Raw genomic sequence first — 14,329 nt, 5'->3', positions numbered from 1 at the left:
GTGTGTGTATTGCCACATCATGGGGTGGCGCCGGTCCGGCTAGTGTCTGTCCACTGCCTACAAAAGCCCCGGAGGAGTCATGGCGTTCGGCTGGATCGACGAACAGGCGGAGCAGCGCCGTCGCGCCGGACTCGTACGGACCCTGCGGCCGCGTCCGGCCGGCTCCCCGCTGCTCGATCTGGCGAGCAACGACTACCTGGGTCTCGCCCGCCATCCCGAGGTCGTCGAGGGCGCGGCCGGGGCGGCGCGGACCTGGGGCGGCGGCGCGACCGGCTCCCGGCTCGTCACCGGTACGACCGAGCTCCACACGGAGCTTGAGCGCGAGCTGGCCGACTTCTGCGGCTTCGAGGCGGCCCTGGTCTTCTCCTCGGGTTACGCGGCCAACCTCGCCGCGGTCGCCACGCTGGCCCCGCACGGTTCGCTGATCGTCTCCGACGCGGGCAACCACGCGTCCCTGATCGACGGCTGCCGGCTGGCCCGGGGCGCCAAGCAGGTCGTCGGGCACGCCGACCCGGAGGCCGTGCGCAAGGCGCTGCGGACGTACGAGGGCCCGGCCGTCGTGGTGTCGGACACCGTCTTCTCGGTCGACGGCGACGCCGCCCCGCTGGCCGAACTGGCCGCCGCCTGCCGTGAGCGCGGCGCGGGACTGCTGGTCGACGACGCCCACGGCCTCGGCGTCCTGGGCGAGGGCGGCCGCGGTGCCGCCGACGCCGCGGGACTCGCCGGCGCCGACGACCTCGTCGTCACGGTCACGCTGTCGAAGTCGCTCGGCAGCCAGGGCGGAGCCGTCCTCGGTCCGGCCAAGGTGATCGACCATCTGGTCAACGCGGCCCGTACGTTCATCTTCGACACGGGACTCGCGCCCGCCGCGGCGGGCGCGGCCCTCGCGGCCCTCCGGCTGCTGCGCCGCGAGCCGGAGCGGGCGGCACGGGCGCGCACGGTGGCCGCCGAGCTGCACGCACAACTGAGCGCCGCGGGTCACGAGGCGGTACGCCCGGACGCCGCGGTGGTCTCGGTACGCGCGCCCTCCCCGGAACAGGCCGTGCAGTGGGCGGCCGACTGCGGTACGGCAGGCCTCGCCGTGGGGTGCTTCCGTCCTCCTTCCGTGCCCGACGGCATCTCACGGCTGAGGCTCACCGCCCGTGCTGACCTCTCCGAGGCTGAGATCGAACGCGCTGTCCTGGTGATCGGCGAGACGCGACCATGAGTCGGCGTGACACGGTCGTGTGCCGCGCGATGCAGGACTGATCAGGACACGAGTGCGGCCGTGAAGTCCGTCCAGCTCTCGGGGGAGAAGAGCAGGGCGGGACCGCCGGGGTCCTTGGAGTCGCGCACGGCGAGCAGCCCGGCCAGGGGCCCGGAGCACGGACGCGCCGTTTCGACGCAGTTGTTGGCTCCGGTGCTGTAGCTGCTGCGCAGCCACCGCACACCGTGCAGATCGGTACTGGAAGGTACGTGCCGAGGCATTGCGGACATGGTGCCTCCTTACGCGCCGTCACCTATCGCGGCGATGTAATCCAACGAGTCCTCGGGCGAAAGGGCGTGGAACTGGAGGTCGTTGAAGGCCTCGCTGTAAGCCCGGAGGTCTTCTTTCCGTTCGAGGTAGAGGCTACTCGTCAAGTGGTCGAGAACAACCACGTCCAGATCAGAAGTGCTCGAAAATGAGAAGATTACGAAAGGCCCGGTGACGCCGACGTGCGCGCCGGCGCCGAACGGCAGTACCTGCAACCGCACTTGGGGAAGGTGCGCCGAATCCAGGAGTCTCCGCAGCTGACGCGCCATGACGTCGGGGCCGCCGACCTCCCGGCGCAGCACCGCCTCGTCCAGCACCGCGGTCAGTCTCAGCGGCGGGTCGGAGCGCAGCACGTCCTGCCGGGCCAGTCGCACTTCGACCAGGGCGTCGAGCCGCTCGTCGTCCAGTCCGCCGACCGCCGCGCGGGTCACCGCACGTGCGTACTCGGGCGTTTGGAGCAGACCGGGCACGACGGACGTCTCCAGGGTGCTCATCGCGCTCGCCTGGGACTCGAGGCTGATGAAGTCGCGGTAGGTGGGCGGCAGCACCCCGCGGTAGGCGTGCCACCAGTGATGCCGACCGCCGCTCTCGTCGGGCCCCGCCAACATCAGCAGTAACTCCCGCAGTTGGGCGTCGGCGACGCCGTAGACGTCGAGAAGTAACCGCACATCGGCCGGTTTCACCCCGCTGGCGCCCGTCTCGATCCGACTCACCTTCGACTGGTGCCAGCCCGCGAGCCGGGCCGCCTCACCGCTCGTGAGGCCCGCACTCGCGCGCAACTCACGCAGTTCGGCGCCCAGCTTCCGGCGACGCACCGCGGGACCGTGCTGCATGAGCTACTCCTTACTCCTTCCGGGCCACCCAAATACGGTCTCCCGTCGCAGAGTTCACCGCATCGAGCGACAGATATATGCATATCTTGGTGGATCGCCACCCGTGACAGGCGCAGTAATGGCACTCTGGCGACGAAGCACCAGTCCGGGACCGTACTCGAACCATCCGCTCCGTGTCGGACTCCGGCCCCGTGGGAAAGGGACGACCGCGCCATGGCAGACCATCTGGAAGCATCCGTCACTCTGCCGAGCGAACCCGCCTCGGTCTCCGCGGCCCGCGGCTACGTCGTCGACACGCTGGCGGAGTGGGGGCTTCCAGCGAGCAGCGACACCGCCGAGACCGTCCGGCTCATCGTCTCCGAACTTGCCACCAACGCCGTACAGCACACCTTCGGGCAGTCACCCACCTTCACGGTGGACATCGAGCTCCACCGTGACGAGGAACTGCGCATCGGCGTCACGGACTCCCACCCCCGCTTCCCGAAGCGCCTGCCCGCCGCCGTCCAGCAGGACAACGGCCGGGGCATGGTGATCATCCGCTGGCTGGCCGCCGAGTGTGGCGGAAGACTGCGGGTGCGGCCCACCAGGGAGGGCGGCAAGACGGTCTCCATCGAACTGCCCTGGACCGCCCCGGCGGAGCCCGTGACGGCAGCCGGGCAGCAGGAGCCGTAGCCGAGCGGCGGCCGGTGGCCCTAGTCGGACGCGGCCGCACGGCGCACCAGCCGGGGCAGCAGGCCCCACAGTCCGAGGCACACGCAGAGGGTTGCCGTACCCGCGGCCGCACCGGCGGCCCGGCTGTGCGTGGTCACGTCGACCACCAGCAGCACGGAGCCGGTGAAGGCGAACATCAGCACCCCCATGCCGACCGTGGCCAGCCGCGACGAGACCTGCACGATGTGCGGCTTGGCGCCCCGCCGGAAGAGCGAGCGGTGCAGCGCGGCGGGCGCGGTGAACAGCGCGGCCGCGAGGACCGTGAGCAGCAGCGTGACGACGTACGTGGCGCGCTGGAGCGAGTCGAGCGACGGGAAGCGCTGGGTGAAGGCCAGGCTCAGCAGGAAGGCGAAGAGGATCTGCACTCCGGTCTGGACGACACGCAGCTCCTGCAGCAGCTCGACGAAGTTGCGGTCGGCGCGCTCGAGCGGCGTCTCGTTGCGCGCGGTGCAGCGACGGTGCTCGGACATGGCATACGGGTATCCAGCCAAGCCCGGGTCAGGCCCCGCGGGGGCGACGGCAGGTCAGGTCGCCGCCGCCCCCGCGGGAGAGTCAGCTGACCCGGCCGTACCAGACGCTCCTCGTCCAGATCTTCTGCAGCTTCACGACGTCGCCCGTCTTGGGGGCGTGCCAGATCTTCCCCTTCCCGGCGTAGATGCCCACGTGGTAGACGCTGGAGCCCGAGTGGAAGAACACGAGGTCTCCGGCCTTGCGGCTCTTCGCGGAGATGTGGTGGGTCCGGTTGTACTGCTGGGCAGCCGTGCGGGGCAGCTTCTTGCCCGCCTTCTTGAACGAGTACAGCGTGAGCCCGGAGCAGTCGAACCTGCGCGGCCCTATGGCTCCCCACCTGTACGGGGAACCCTTTTTCGAGGCCGCGATCTGAAGTGCCTTCGTCGCCGGCGTGGCGGCCGCGGCGTCGGAGGCGACACCCGGGACCACGATGGAGCCGCCCACTGCGGCGATGGTGAGAGCCGAGGCGGTGCCGGCCCGGACCATGAGCGACGGGACACGATTGAGCGCAGTCATGCGCAACCCTTCGTCAGCCGCCTGTGAAGGATGACCTGTCGGATTCGGGCTGGCGAAGTTGCCCGGCCGCTGACGCGGCTTCACCCCAAGGGCTGCTCGACCCGGCCATGGCATGACCGTTCCGGCGACCCGTTGTGCTTGGGTCCTCCACTCCTGCCGATCCACTCCTGTCGACCAGTCATCCGGGCGGCGGCAGGACTCGGCGTCCGCCCGGATCGCCCCGCCGCTGCGGCGGGGGCTTGTCGTCAGACAGGGATCTTCGTCTATCGATGTCCGAAAATCCCAATGGAACCGGGGATTTGTGTTGTTACTCACCACTCGCCCGTTCGGGTGGACACCCCTGTGTTCGAACGGGCGTTGAGGACCCGGACGAGCCCCGGACCAGCACCGGACTGCTCCATTCCGCCCTGAGTCCACGCGTGTTGCGCAACTGGAACCGTCGAAAAATTGGAGGTCCGTCTACGCCAAAAGGCGGTACCTCATTTGGTCCGTTTAAGGGCGGGTCCGGACACCTCGCCGCCGGAGCGGGGTCTCCGGACCGTCCGAGGCCGCGTCAACTGTCGGGGTGCGGGGGCACGGTGACCCGGGCGCTGCGCCGCTCTCCGTCAAGGACCCGCAGTGCGCGCCCCAGCGTCGGCGCGTGCAGTTCGGTCTCGCCGCGCTGGTGCATCAGCGCCAGGGCGTCGCGCAGCTCGACCGCCTTGCCCACCAGCGCCTGCGCGGCCCGCAGCCCGCGGTAGGTGTCCTGGTCGTACGCCGGGTTGATGCGACCGAGCAGGTCGACCGCGTCGAGGTAACGGTCGATCAACTCCCCCTCGGCGCGCGTGAGGGCGGGCAGCGGAGGCAGTTCGGGTGGGAGCACCGGCGCTCACCGCCCGGTGGGCGGCGCGAGGGTGGCGTTGCGGCTGGTGACGATGCGGTCCACCAGCCCGTACTCCAGCGCCCCTTGGGCGTCCAGGATGTGGTCGCGCTCGATGTCGGCGCTCACCTGCTCATGGCTGCGCCCGGTGTGCCGGACCAGCATCTCCTCGAGCCGGGCCCGGGTCCGCAGCATCTCGTCCGCCTGGATGGCGAGATCGCTGGCCTGGCCCTGCACCGGTTCGTACAGCGCCGGCTGATGGATCACCACACGTGCGCCCGGCAGGGCGAGCCGCTTGCCCGGTGTGCCGGCCGCCAGCAGCACCGCCGCCGACGAACCCGCCTGGCCCATGCAGATCGTCTCCACCTCGCAGCCGACGAACTGCATGGTGTCGTAGATCGCCGACATGGCCGTGAAGGAGCCGCCGGGGGAGTTGATGTACAGCGAGATGTCCCGGTCCGGGTCCTGGTACTCGAGGTGCATGAACTGCGCCATCACGTCGTTCGCCGACGTGTCGTCGATCTGCGTGCCGAGGAAGACGATCCGCTCCTCCAGCAGCTTCGAGTACGGATCCATCGTCTTCTGCCCGGCGCTGGTGCGCTCGGTGAACTCGGGCAGGACGTAGCGGGCGGACGGTCGGGTCATGGCATACCCCTCCTCGCGGCAGAGCGGTCTCTCGCTGAGCGGTCTCTCGCTGAGCGGTGTCTCGCGGAGCTGTCTCTGTAAAAAATGTACAGGACGTACATGACGTTATGATGGGTGTATGGCCTACGAGATTCCGGTGACGCAAGCCAGGGCTGAGCTCGCCGACCTGATCAACCGGGTGGTGTACGGCAATGAGCGGGTCGTCGTGACGCGCCACGGAAAGCCCCTCGTCGCCCTGGTCTCCGCCGCCGACCTGGAGCGACTCGCCGCGCTCGACCAGCCCGCCGAGGATCAGGTGATCAGCGCGGTCTCCCGGGTGCGCGAGGTCGGTTCCGCTCCGCGCGAACGGCAGCGGTTCGGCATCGCGGCGGAGCACCGGGGGCCGAACCCCTCGTAGCGGCGCCCCTCGACGGGTACCCGCTCCCGGGAGCGGGCAGCCCGCCCAAGCGACGGAAAGACCGTGCACCCCCGTCCGCTACAGCGGGGGTGCACGGTCGGCCGTGCGGGGCCGTTCCGTGCGGTCAGCCGATGGGCGCGAGCTCCCGCTCGGCGGCCGGTGCGGCGGACTTCGCCCGCCCCCTCAGCGCGTTGCCGAGCAGCACGGCGCCCAGGCCGAGCGCGGCCCACCAGGTGAGCGTCAGGGTGGGGCCGGTCGCGGCGGCGCCGTCGAAGAACGACACCGAGCGCAGCAGGGTCGCGCCGGCGCCCGGCGGCAGCCACTGGCCGATGGTGCCGACCGGTTCGGGCAGCATCTGCGGGGCCGAGGAGGCGCCGGAGAACGGGTTGCCGAGCAGCATCACCACGCCCCCGCCGACCCCGATGCCGGCGGTGCCGAGGAGCGCGGCGAGCCCGGCGATCGCGGCGCTCACGGCCAGGGTCGCGAGGCCCAGCACGCCAGCCTCCGTCCACCAGTCACCCGTGAGCACCCCGAGCCAGCTGTGCGCGATGCCGGCCGCGGCCATGCCGGTCAGGGCCGCGGACCCCACCAATGCGGCCACGGCGCGCACGCCGCTCAGCCCGAGCAGGGTCACCACCGAGCCGGCCGCGATCCCGGCCAGGGCGAGCGGCAGCACGCTCGAGGTCATGGCGGCGCCGCGGGGGTCCTTCGCCGGGGCGGCCACGACGTCGACGGTCCGCACCTGCGCGCCGGTGGCGGACGCCTGCTGCGCCACCGCCTGCTGGAGCAGCTGTGCCACCACCGGGCCGGCGGCGGACGCGGTCAGCAGCTCCGGGCCCTGGGCGGTCACGACCACCGCGCCGTATACGGTCCGGTCCTCGATCGCGTCCCGGGCGGCGGCCTCGTCGGCGTAGTGGTGGATCTCGAAGGCGCCCTTGTGCCGCGTCAGTTGCTGCTCCAGCTGCGCGGTGGCTGCGGTGGGTCCGGCGACGCCGAGCGGCAGGTCGCGCGGTGCGGTGCGGGCGGCCGGCCAGGCGAAGGCCCACAGGGCGAGCGCGGCGAGGACGGGGACTAGCACGGCGACCGCGATCAGGCGGCGGGTGTGTGCCCTGGCGGGGGTAGCGGATGCGGGGGACATGAATTCCTCTCGGTAAAAAGAAGGATCGTTCGTTTTAGCTGTGTCACCACCGTCCTGCCGATGCGCGGGCTTGTCAAGAAGGAATGTTCGTTTTACATTGAGAGCCATGGCCCGCGTATCCCAGGAACACCTCGACGCCCGCCGCCGGCAGATCCTCGACGGCGCCGCCGTGTGCTTCGCGCGCAACGGCTTCCATGCCACGTCCATGCAGGACGTGCTGAAGGAGGTCGACCTGTCGGCCGGGGCCGTGTACCGGTACTTCAGCGGCAAGGACGCGCTCATCGCCGCGATCGTCGGCGAGGTGCTCGACCAGGTTCACGAGGGCTTCGAGGAGGGGGCCCGCAGCACCCCGCCCCCGTCGCCGGACATCCTCGTGGCCTCGGTGCTCAGCCGCGTGCTCGCCACGAAGGAGTCCGTGACCGTGGACGGCAGGCCGGCGTTCCCGCGGCTGATCGTCCAGGTGTGGACGGAGACACTGCGCAACGACGAGCTCGCGACGATCCTGCGCGAGGGCTACGGCGTGGTGCAGCGGACCTGGGCGCGGATCGTCGAGGCGTACCAGGACGCCGGAATGATGCGGCCGGACGTGGCCCCGGACCACGTGGCGCGCACCATGATGGCCTCGGCGATGGGATTCCTCGCACAGCAGGCCCTGTTCGGCCCCGCGCCGGTCGAGGTCCTGCGGGACGGCCTCCAGGGGCTGATGAGCGTGCAGGACCGACGCGCCGGATCACAGTCCGGTTAACGTGGCCGAAACCCGGTCCAACTAGCCTCCCGTCCACGCCATCAGGGACTTTGCCCCGTGGCTGCGGCAACCGGACCCCGCACGGTCCGGGCGAGGACTGTGAGGTGGGACGTGCAACTGACCCCGCACGAGCAAGAGAGGCTGCTGATCCATGTCGCGGCGGACGTCGCCGAGAAGCGCCGGGCCCGTGGGCTGAAGCTCAACCACCCCGAAGCGGTCGCGCTCATCACCTCGCACATCCTCGAAGGCGCACGTGACGGCCGTACGGTCGCCGAACTCATGGCCTCGGGGCGCAAGTTGCTCACCCGCGACGACGTCATGGAGGGCATCGCCGAGATGATCCACGACGTCCAGGTGGAGGCGACCTTCCCCGACGGCACCAAGCTCGTCACCGTCCACGACCCGATCGTCTGAGGTGCCGCGATGATTCCCGGCGAGATCCTGTTCGCGGACGAGCCCGTCGTCTACAACGAGGGCCGCGAGGTCACCCGGCTCACCGTCCTCAACGCCGCCGACCGGCCCGTCCAGGTCGGCTCCCACTACCACTTCGCCGAGGCCAACCCCGGTCTGGAATTCGACCGTGCCGCCGCGCGCGGCCTGCGGCTCAACGTCGCCGCCGGTACGGCCGTGCGGTTCGAGCCCGGCATCCCCGTCGAGGTGGAACTCGTCCCGCTCACCGGTGCCCGCGTGGTGCCCGGGCTGCGCGGGGAGACCGGAGGTGCCCTCGATGCCTGAGATCTCGCGCGGCGCCTACGCCGACCTGTTCGGGCCCACCACCGGCGACCGGATCCGGCTCGCCGACACCGACCTGCTCATCGAGATCGAGGAGGACCGGTCCGGCGGGCCCGGACTCGCCGGTGACGAGGCGGTGTTCGGCGGCGGCAAGGTCATCCGCGAGTCCATGGGCCAGTCGCGGGCCACGCGTGCGGACGGCACCCCGGACACGGTCATCACGGGTGCGGTGATCGTCGACCACTGGGGGATCGTCAAGGCCGACGTCGGGCTGCGCGACGGCCGGATCACCGGCATCGGCAAGGCCGGCAACCCCGACACCATGGACGGCGTCCACCCGGATCTGGTGATCGGCCCCGAGACGGAGGTCATCGCCGGCAACGGGCGGATCCTGACCGCCGGTGCCATCGACGCGCACGTCCACTTCATCTGCCCGCAGATCGCCGACGAGGCGCTGTCCGCCGGCATCACGACGCTGGTGGGCGGTGGCACCGGCCCCGCCGAGGGCTCGAAGGCGACCACGGTGACGCCCGGTCCCTGGCACCTGGCGCGGATGCTGGAGGCGATGGAGCAGTACCCGCTCAACATCGGCTTCCTCGGCAAGGGCAACACCGTCTCGCACGAGGCGATGCTGTCGCAGATCCGCGGCGGCGCCCTGGGCCTGAAGCTGCACGAGGACTGGGGCTCGACCCCGGCCGTCATCGACGCCTCGCTGACCGTCGCCGAGCAGACCGGCATCCAGGTCGCCATCCACACGGACACGCTCAACGAGGCCGGTTTCGTGGGCGACACGCTCGCCGCGATCGCGGGGCGCGGCATCCACGCGTACCACACCGAGGGCGCGGGCGGCGGGCACGCGCCGGACATCATGACCGTCGTCTCCGAGCCGCACGTGCTGCCGAGTTCGACGAACCCGACGCGGCCGTTCACCGTCAACACCGCCGAAGAACACCTCGACATGCTGATGGTGTGCCACCACCTCAACCCGGCGGTGCCGGAGGACCTCGCCTTCGCCGAGTCGCGGATCCGGCCGTCCACCATCGGCGCGGAGGACATACTGCACGACCTGGGCGCCATCTCGATCCTCTCCTCCGACTCCCAGGCCATGGGACGGGTCGGTGAAGTCGTCCTGCGCACCTGGCAGACGGCGCACGTGATGAAGCGGCGACGGGGGGCGCTGCCGGGTGACGGGCGGGCGGACAACCGGCGGGTGCGGCGGTACGTCGCGAAGTACACGATCAACCCCGCGCTCGCGCAGGGCCTCGCCCGGGAGATCGGGTCGGTGGAGACCGGCAAGCTCGCCGACCTCGTGCTGTGGGAACCGGCGTTCTTCGGCGTCAAGCCGCATCTCGTCCTCAAGGGTGGGCAGATCGCCTACGCGCAGATGGGCGACGCCAACGCCTCGATCCCGACGCCGCAGCCGGTGCTGCCGCGGCCGATGTACGGGGCGATCGGGCGGGCGCCCGCCTCGAACTCGGTGAACTTCGTGGCGCCGCTCGCGATCGAGGACGGGCTCGCCGAGCGGCTCTCGCTGGGCAAGCGGTTCGTCGCGATCGAGTCGACGCGCGGGGTGACCAAGGCGGACATGCGCGAGAACGACGCGCGGCCGCGGGTGCGGGTCGATCCCGACAGCTTCGCCGTGCACATCGACGGGGAACTGGTGGAGGCGACGCCCGCGGCCGAACTGCCCATGGCCCAGCGGTACTTCCTGTTCTGAGGCGCGTGAATCCAAGGTGGTGTGATGTCGAGGGCCGCGTTGCTGGTTCTGGCCGACGGGCGGTTTCCCGCCGGGGGGCATGCGCACTCCGGTGGGGCCGAGGCGGCGGTGAAGGCCGGGCGGATCACCGGGAGAGCGAGCCTGGAGGAGTTCTGCCGGGGGCGGCTGCACACGGCGGGGCTGGTCGCCGCGTCGCTGGCTGCCGCGGGCGTACTCGGTGTGGACGTGCGGGAGTTGGACGCGGCCGCCGATGCGCGGACGCCGTCGCCCGCGTTGCGTGTCGCTGCGCGGAAGCTGGGGCGGCAGTTGATACGGGCTGGTCGGGCGATCTGGCCGTCGGAGGAACTCGACGCGGTGGCGCGGGAGTTCCCCAAGGGGGCCCATCAGCCGGTGGTGTTGGGGGCGGTGGCTCGGGCGGCCGGGCTGGGGGCGCTGGACGCGGCCTACTGCGCGGCGTACGAGTGCGTGAGCGGGCCGGCGAGTGCGGTCGTTCGGTTGCTGAGTCTTGATCCCTTCGATGCGACCGGGGTGTCGGCCCGATTGGCACCTGAGGTGGACCGGGTGGCGGACCGGGCGGTGGAGGCTGCGCGCGGGGCTGTCGACGAGGGAGTTGACGTGCTGCCGGCGGGTTCTGCTCCGCTGCTGGAGATTTCCGCAGAGCTGCATGCTGCTTGGGGGGTTCGGTTGTTCGCCTCGTAGGGGTTCGCCCCCGCCCCTTGCCGTCCTGACCTTGGGGGCTCTGCCCCCAGACCCCCGTTCGGCCCGAAGGGCCTCGTCCCCAGACGCCGGACGGGCTGAATTGCTGGAGCCGTTTCTCATGCATTTCGACCACACTCACACCCACGCCGGTCCCTCCGCCCTCAGTGCCGACGCTCGCCGGTCCGACGGGTCGCGTCGTGCGCTGCGGATCGGGCTCGGGGGACCCGTCGGGTCCGGGAAGACCGCGACCGTGGCCGCGCTCTGCCGGGTTCTGCGGGACGAGATCTCCCTCGCCGTCGTCACCAACGACATCTACACACGCGAGGACGCCGAATTCCTGCTGAGGGAGGCCGTGTTGCCACCTGAGCGGATCACCGCCGTGGAGACGGGAGCCTGTCCGCACACCGCGATCCGGGACGACATCTCCGCGAATCTGGAGGCCGTGGAGGATCTGGAGGACGAGGTCGGGCCGTTGGACCTGATTCTGGTCGAGTCCGGCGGGGACAATCTCACGGCGACCTTCTCCAAGGGGCTGGTCGACGCCCAGATCTTCGTGATCGACGTCGCGGGGGGTGACGACATTCCGCGCAAGGGCGGGCCCGGGGTGACCACGGCCGATCTGCTCGTCGTCAACAAGACCGACCTCGCGCCGCACGTCGGATCCGACCTGGAGCGGATGGCGGCCGACGCAAAGGCGCAACGGGCCGAACTGCCCGTCGTCTTCCAGTCGTTGCGCGGTGAGGCCGGTGTGCGGGACGTCGCCGGCTGGGTGCGGGGGCAGCTCGCCGCGTGGAGGGCGTGAACGTGAGCGGGGTGCGGGCCGCCGCCCGGATCGTCGCCCGCCCGGACGGCCGGGGCGGTACGGCCCTGCCCGTGCTGGAGGGGGACGGGCCGCTCGCCCTGCGGCGGACGCGGGGGAGCGCCGAGGAGGCCCGGGTCGTGCTCGTCGGGGCGATGAGCGGGCCGCTCGGCGGGGACGAGTTCGCGGTGCGCGCGGAGGTGGCGGGCGGGGCGCGGCTGCGGGTCGGGTCGGCCGCCGCCACCATCGCGCTTCCGGGGCAGTCCAAAGGGGCGGCGCGGTACGAGGTGCGGCTCCGGGTCGACGGCGGGGGCGAGTTGGAGTGGCTGCCCGAGCAACTGATCTCCGCGCGGGGAAGTGATCTCTACGTCAGCACCAGGGCCGAGCTTGCTGCCGGGGCCCGGCTCGTGCTGCGGGAGGAGCAGGTACTCGGGCGGGCCGGGGAGGAACCCGGGCGGCTCACCAGCCGTCTTACCGTGTGCGTCGAGGGACGGACCGTGCTCGACCAGGAGCTGGCCTGCGGGCCCGGGGCGCCGGGCGGCTGGGACGGTCCCGCCGTGCTGGGCGGCCATCCGGCGGTCGGGCAACTCGTGGTCGTACGGCCGGAGTTCGGGGCGGAACCGGTCGCGGCCAGGGTGCTGGGCGAGGGTGCGGTGCTCATGCCGCTCGCCGGTCCGGCCGCGCTGGTCGGTGCGGTGGCCGCCGACGGCCTGCGGCTGCGGCGGGTGCTGGACGACGCGCTGGCCGCTCTTCGGTGACGTTCCGCTGAGCGGGACGGCCTTCTCCGTTTATCGGATTGGTAAAGAACGTAAACGCCCCCTGTTCTCAGACAGTTCACAGCCGACAGGATCCCTCTACCGCCAACTTGACGCATGGGGAGGGTCAAACTTGAGGCGAATGAGATCGAACAGGCGGGTGACCGCGCTCGGCTCGGCCGGAGCGCTCGTCACCGCCACGCTCATAGCCGGCGCCGTCGCGGCGCCCAGTGCCAGCGCGAACGCGGGCTCGAGGGGTGGGCAGGACCGCGAGGCCCGCGGTGCCGCCATCGCCGCCCAGCAGGCGGCCAAGACCGGTATCGACTGGGCGGACTGCCCGGCCGACTGGGGCCTGGCCAAGCCCATCCAGTGCGGCTGGGTGAGCGTGCCGGTGGACTACGCCAAGCCGTACGGCAAGAAGATCAAGCTCGCCGTCGACCGCATCGGCAACACCGGGACGAAGGGCGAGCGGCAGGGCTCGCTCGTCTACAACCCGGGCGGGCCGGGCGGTTCCGGACTGCGCTTCCCGACCCGGGTCACCACCAGGAACCCGGTGTGGGCGAACGTGGCCAAGGCGTACGACTTCGTGGGCTTCGACCCGCGCGGCGTCGGCCACTCCGCGCCCATCTCCTGCATCGATCCGCAGGAGTTCGTGAAGGCGCCCAAGATGGACCCGGTGCCGGACAGCGAGGCGGACAAGCTGGCCCAGCGCAAGCTGGCCCGCGAGTACGCCGACGGCTGCGCCGAGCGCTCCGGCAAGGCGATGCTCTCGCAGATGACCACGCCGAACACCGTGCGCGACCTGGACGTGATCCGTGCCGCGCTCGGTGAGAAGAAGCTCAACTACCTGGGCGTCTCCTACGGCACCTACATCGGCGCCGTCTACGGCACCATGTTCCCCGGCCATCTGCGCCGGATGATCGTGGACAGCGTGGTCAACCCGTCGCGGGAGAAGATCTGGTACCAGGCCAACCTGGACCAGGACGTCGCCTTCGAGGGCCGCTGGAAGGACTGGGAGGACTGGGTCGCCGCCAACGACGCCGCCTTCCACCTCGGCACCACGCGGGCCGCGGTCCAGGCGAAGTGGCTCGAACTGCGCGCCACCGCCAAGAAGGGCCCGATCGGCGGGGTCGTCGGCCCGGCCGAGCTCATCGGCTTCTTCCAGAGCGCTCCGTACTACGACTCCTCGTGGGTGCCGGTCGCGACGGTGTTCAGCAAATATGTCGCCGGCGACACCCAGGCGCTGATCGACGCGGCCGCTCCGGACATGTCCGACACCGCGGGGAACATCTCCGCGGAGAACGGCAACGCGGTCTACACGGCGGTCGAGTGCACGGACGCCAAGTGGCCCACCAGCTGGCAGAAGTGGGACCGCGACAACACCGCGCTCAACAAGAACTACCCGTTCATGACCTGGGCCAACGCCTGGCTGAACCTGCCGTGCGCCACCTGGCCGGTCAAGCAGCAGAACCCGGTGAACGTCAAGACGGGCAAGGGCCTGCCGCAGGTCCTGATCGTGCAGTCCACGCGTGACGCCGCCACTCCGTACGACGGCGCCGTCGAACTGCACCACCGCTTCAAGGGCTCCCGCCTGATCACCGAGAAGGACGCGGGCTCGCACGGTGTGACCGGCCTGGTCAACCCGTGCATCAACCAGAAGGTGGACGCCTACCTGGTGAGCGGCAAGCTGGACGCCGCGGACGTGACCTGCACCCCGCACGCCACGCCCAAGCCGTAACCGGCACCCGTACGACGTGAGG

General features: G+C 71.0%; 18 protein-coding genes and 1 riboswitch. Of the genes, 11 read left to right on the top strand and 7 right to left on the bottom strand.

What is annotated here, in order from left to right; translation table 11 throughout:
- The first annotated feature begins 79 nt into the window (after window positions 1–79).
- Complete coding sequence (locus tag ACGFYN_RS22030) at window positions 80–1,207, top strand: 8-amino-7-oxononanoate synthase (protein WP_393867538.1); 1,128 nt, start codon at window positions 80–82, stop codon at window positions 1,205–1,207.
- A gap of 41 nt (window positions 1,208–1,248) precedes the next feature.
- On the opposite strand, the gene ACGFYN_RS22025 is transcribed toward ACGFYN_RS22030, so the two are convergent.
- Both ACGFYN_RS22025 and ACGFYN_RS22020 read right to left on the bottom strand, forming a co-directional pair.
- The gene (locus ACGFYN_RS22025; RefSeq protein ID WP_393867537.1) at window positions 1,249–1,476 is read right to left on the bottom strand and encodes a DUF397 domain-containing protein; all 228 of its coding nucleotides are present in this window, start codon (window positions 1,474–1,476) and stop codon (window positions 1,249–1,251) included.
- 9 nt (window positions 1,477–1,485) lie between these two features.
- Window positions 1,486–2,346: a helix-turn-helix domain-containing protein gene (locus tag ACGFYN_RS22020; protein ID WP_393867536.1), complete on the bottom strand. Its 861-nt coding sequence runs from the start codon at window positions 2,344–2,346 to the stop codon at window positions 1,486–1,488.
- 213 nt (window positions 2,347–2,559) lie between these two features.
- Here ACGFYN_RS22020 and ACGFYN_RS22015 point away from each other — a divergent pair, with 213 nt between their 5' ends.
- Entirely contained in the window at window positions 2,560–3,018 is a 459-nt protein-coding gene (locus ACGFYN_RS22015) for an ATP-binding protein (protein ID WP_393867535.1), read from the top strand.
- Between the two features lie 20 nt (window positions 3,019–3,038).
- Here ACGFYN_RS22015 and ACGFYN_RS22010 read toward each other — a convergent pair whose 3' ends face one another.
- The 4 genes from ACGFYN_RS22010 to ACGFYN_RS21995 form a co-directional block, all read right to left on the bottom strand.
- Window positions 3,039–3,527: a DUF6328 family protein gene (locus ACGFYN_RS22010; protein WP_393867534.1), complete on the bottom strand. Its 489-nt coding sequence runs from the start codon at window positions 3,525–3,527 to the stop codon at window positions 3,039–3,041.
- An 82-nt stretch (window positions 3,528–3,609) separates the two neighbouring features.
- Window positions 3,610–4,083, bottom strand: coding sequence for a C40 family peptidase (locus ACGFYN_RS22005; RefSeq protein WP_393867533.1), 474 nt, complete (start codon window positions 4,081–4,083; stop codon window positions 3,610–3,612).
- A gap of 3 nt (window positions 4,084–4,086) precedes the next feature.
- A riboswitch (cyclic di-AMP (ydaO/yuaA leader) is annotated at window positions 4,087–4,298 on the bottom strand.
- A gap of 338 nt (window positions 4,299–4,636) precedes the next feature.
- Complete coding sequence (locus ACGFYN_RS22000) at window positions 4,637–4,945, bottom strand: hypothetical protein (protein WP_393867532.1); 309 nt, start codon at window positions 4,943–4,945, stop codon at window positions 4,637–4,639.
- A gap of 6 nt (window positions 4,946–4,951) precedes the next feature.
- A complete protein-coding gene (locus tag ACGFYN_RS21995; protein WP_393867531.1) occupies window positions 4,952–5,587 on the bottom strand; it encodes an ATP-dependent Clp protease proteolytic subunit in 636 nt (211 codons plus the stop codon).
- A 118-nt stretch (window positions 5,588–5,705) separates the two neighbouring features.
- Between ACGFYN_RS21995 and ACGFYN_RS21990 the strand changes: the two genes are divergently transcribed.
- Complete coding sequence (locus ACGFYN_RS21990) at window positions 5,706–5,984, top strand: type II toxin-antitoxin system Phd/YefM family antitoxin (RefSeq protein ID WP_393867530.1); 279 nt, start codon at window positions 5,706–5,708, stop codon at window positions 5,982–5,984.
- Window positions 5,985–6,108: 124 nt separating this feature from the next.
- Here the strand turns inward: ACGFYN_RS21990 and ACGFYN_RS21985 are convergent, their stop codons facing one another.
- Window positions 6,109–7,122 carry an ABC transporter permease gene (locus ACGFYN_RS21985; protein ID WP_393867529.1) on the bottom strand — a complete coding sequence of 338 codons (1,014 nt, stop codon included), beginning with the start codon at window positions 7,120–7,122 and terminating at the stop codon, window positions 6,109–6,111.
- Between the two features lie 106 nt (window positions 7,123–7,228).
- Between ACGFYN_RS21985 and ACGFYN_RS21980 the strand changes: the two genes are divergently transcribed.
- From ACGFYN_RS21980 to ACGFYN_RS21945, 8 genes are all read left to right on the top strand, one after another.
- Complete coding sequence (locus ACGFYN_RS21980; RefSeq protein WP_393867528.1) at window positions 7,229–7,867, top strand: TetR/AcrR family transcriptional regulator; 639 nt, start codon at window positions 7,229–7,231, stop codon at window positions 7,865–7,867.
- A gap of 111 nt (window positions 7,868–7,978) precedes the next feature.
- Entirely contained in the window at window positions 7,979–8,281 is a 303-nt protein-coding gene (locus tag ACGFYN_RS21975) for an urease subunit gamma (RefSeq protein ID WP_362435657.1), read from the top strand.
- Between the two features lie 9 nt (window positions 8,282–8,290).
- Window positions 8,291–8,602 (top strand): urease subunit beta, encoded by a 312-nt coding sequence (locus ACGFYN_RS21970; protein ID WP_393867527.1) that lies wholly within the window; start codon window positions 8,291–8,293, stop codon window positions 8,600–8,602.
- On the top strand, window positions 8,595–10,316 hold the full coding sequence (locus tag ACGFYN_RS21965; RefSeq protein ID WP_393867526.1) for an urease subunit alpha: 1,722 nt from the start codon (window positions 8,595–8,597) through the stop codon (window positions 10,314–10,316). Before ACGFYN_RS21970 ends, ACGFYN_RS21965 begins: the two co-directional genes overlap by 8 nt.
- A gap of 24 nt (window positions 10,317–10,340) precedes the next feature.
- Window positions 10,341–11,015 (top strand): urease accessory protein UreF, encoded by a 675-nt coding sequence (locus tag ACGFYN_RS21960; protein ID WP_393867525.1) that lies wholly within the window; start codon window positions 10,341–10,343, stop codon window positions 11,013–11,015.
- Between the two features lie 118 nt (window positions 11,016–11,133).
- Entirely contained in the window at window positions 11,134–11,817 is a 684-nt protein-coding gene (gene ureG / locus ACGFYN_RS21955) for an urease accessory protein UreG (RefSeq protein ID WP_393867524.1), read from the top strand.
- Window positions 11,805–12,572 (top strand): urease accessory protein UreD, encoded by a 768-nt coding sequence (locus ACGFYN_RS21950; protein WP_393867523.1) that lies wholly within the window; start codon window positions 11,805–11,807, stop codon window positions 12,570–12,572. The genes ureG and ACGFYN_RS21950 overlap by 13 nt, the downstream gene beginning before the upstream one ends.
- Before the next feature lie 139 nt (window positions 12,573–12,711).
- A complete protein-coding gene (locus tag ACGFYN_RS21945; protein ID WP_393867522.1) occupies window positions 12,712–14,307 on the top strand; it encodes an alpha/beta hydrolase in 1,596 nt (531 codons plus the stop codon).
- Window positions 14,308–14,329: the final 22 nt, after the last annotated feature.

The sequence above is a fragment of the Streptomyces sp. NPDC048419 genome (genome assembly GCF_043200415.1).
Lineage (GTDB): Bacteria > Actinomycetota > Actinomycetes > Streptomycetales > Streptomycetaceae > Streptomyces.
Note: the sequence above shows the minus strand (reverse complement) of the source record. Positions and strands in the feature narration are given on the sequence as shown.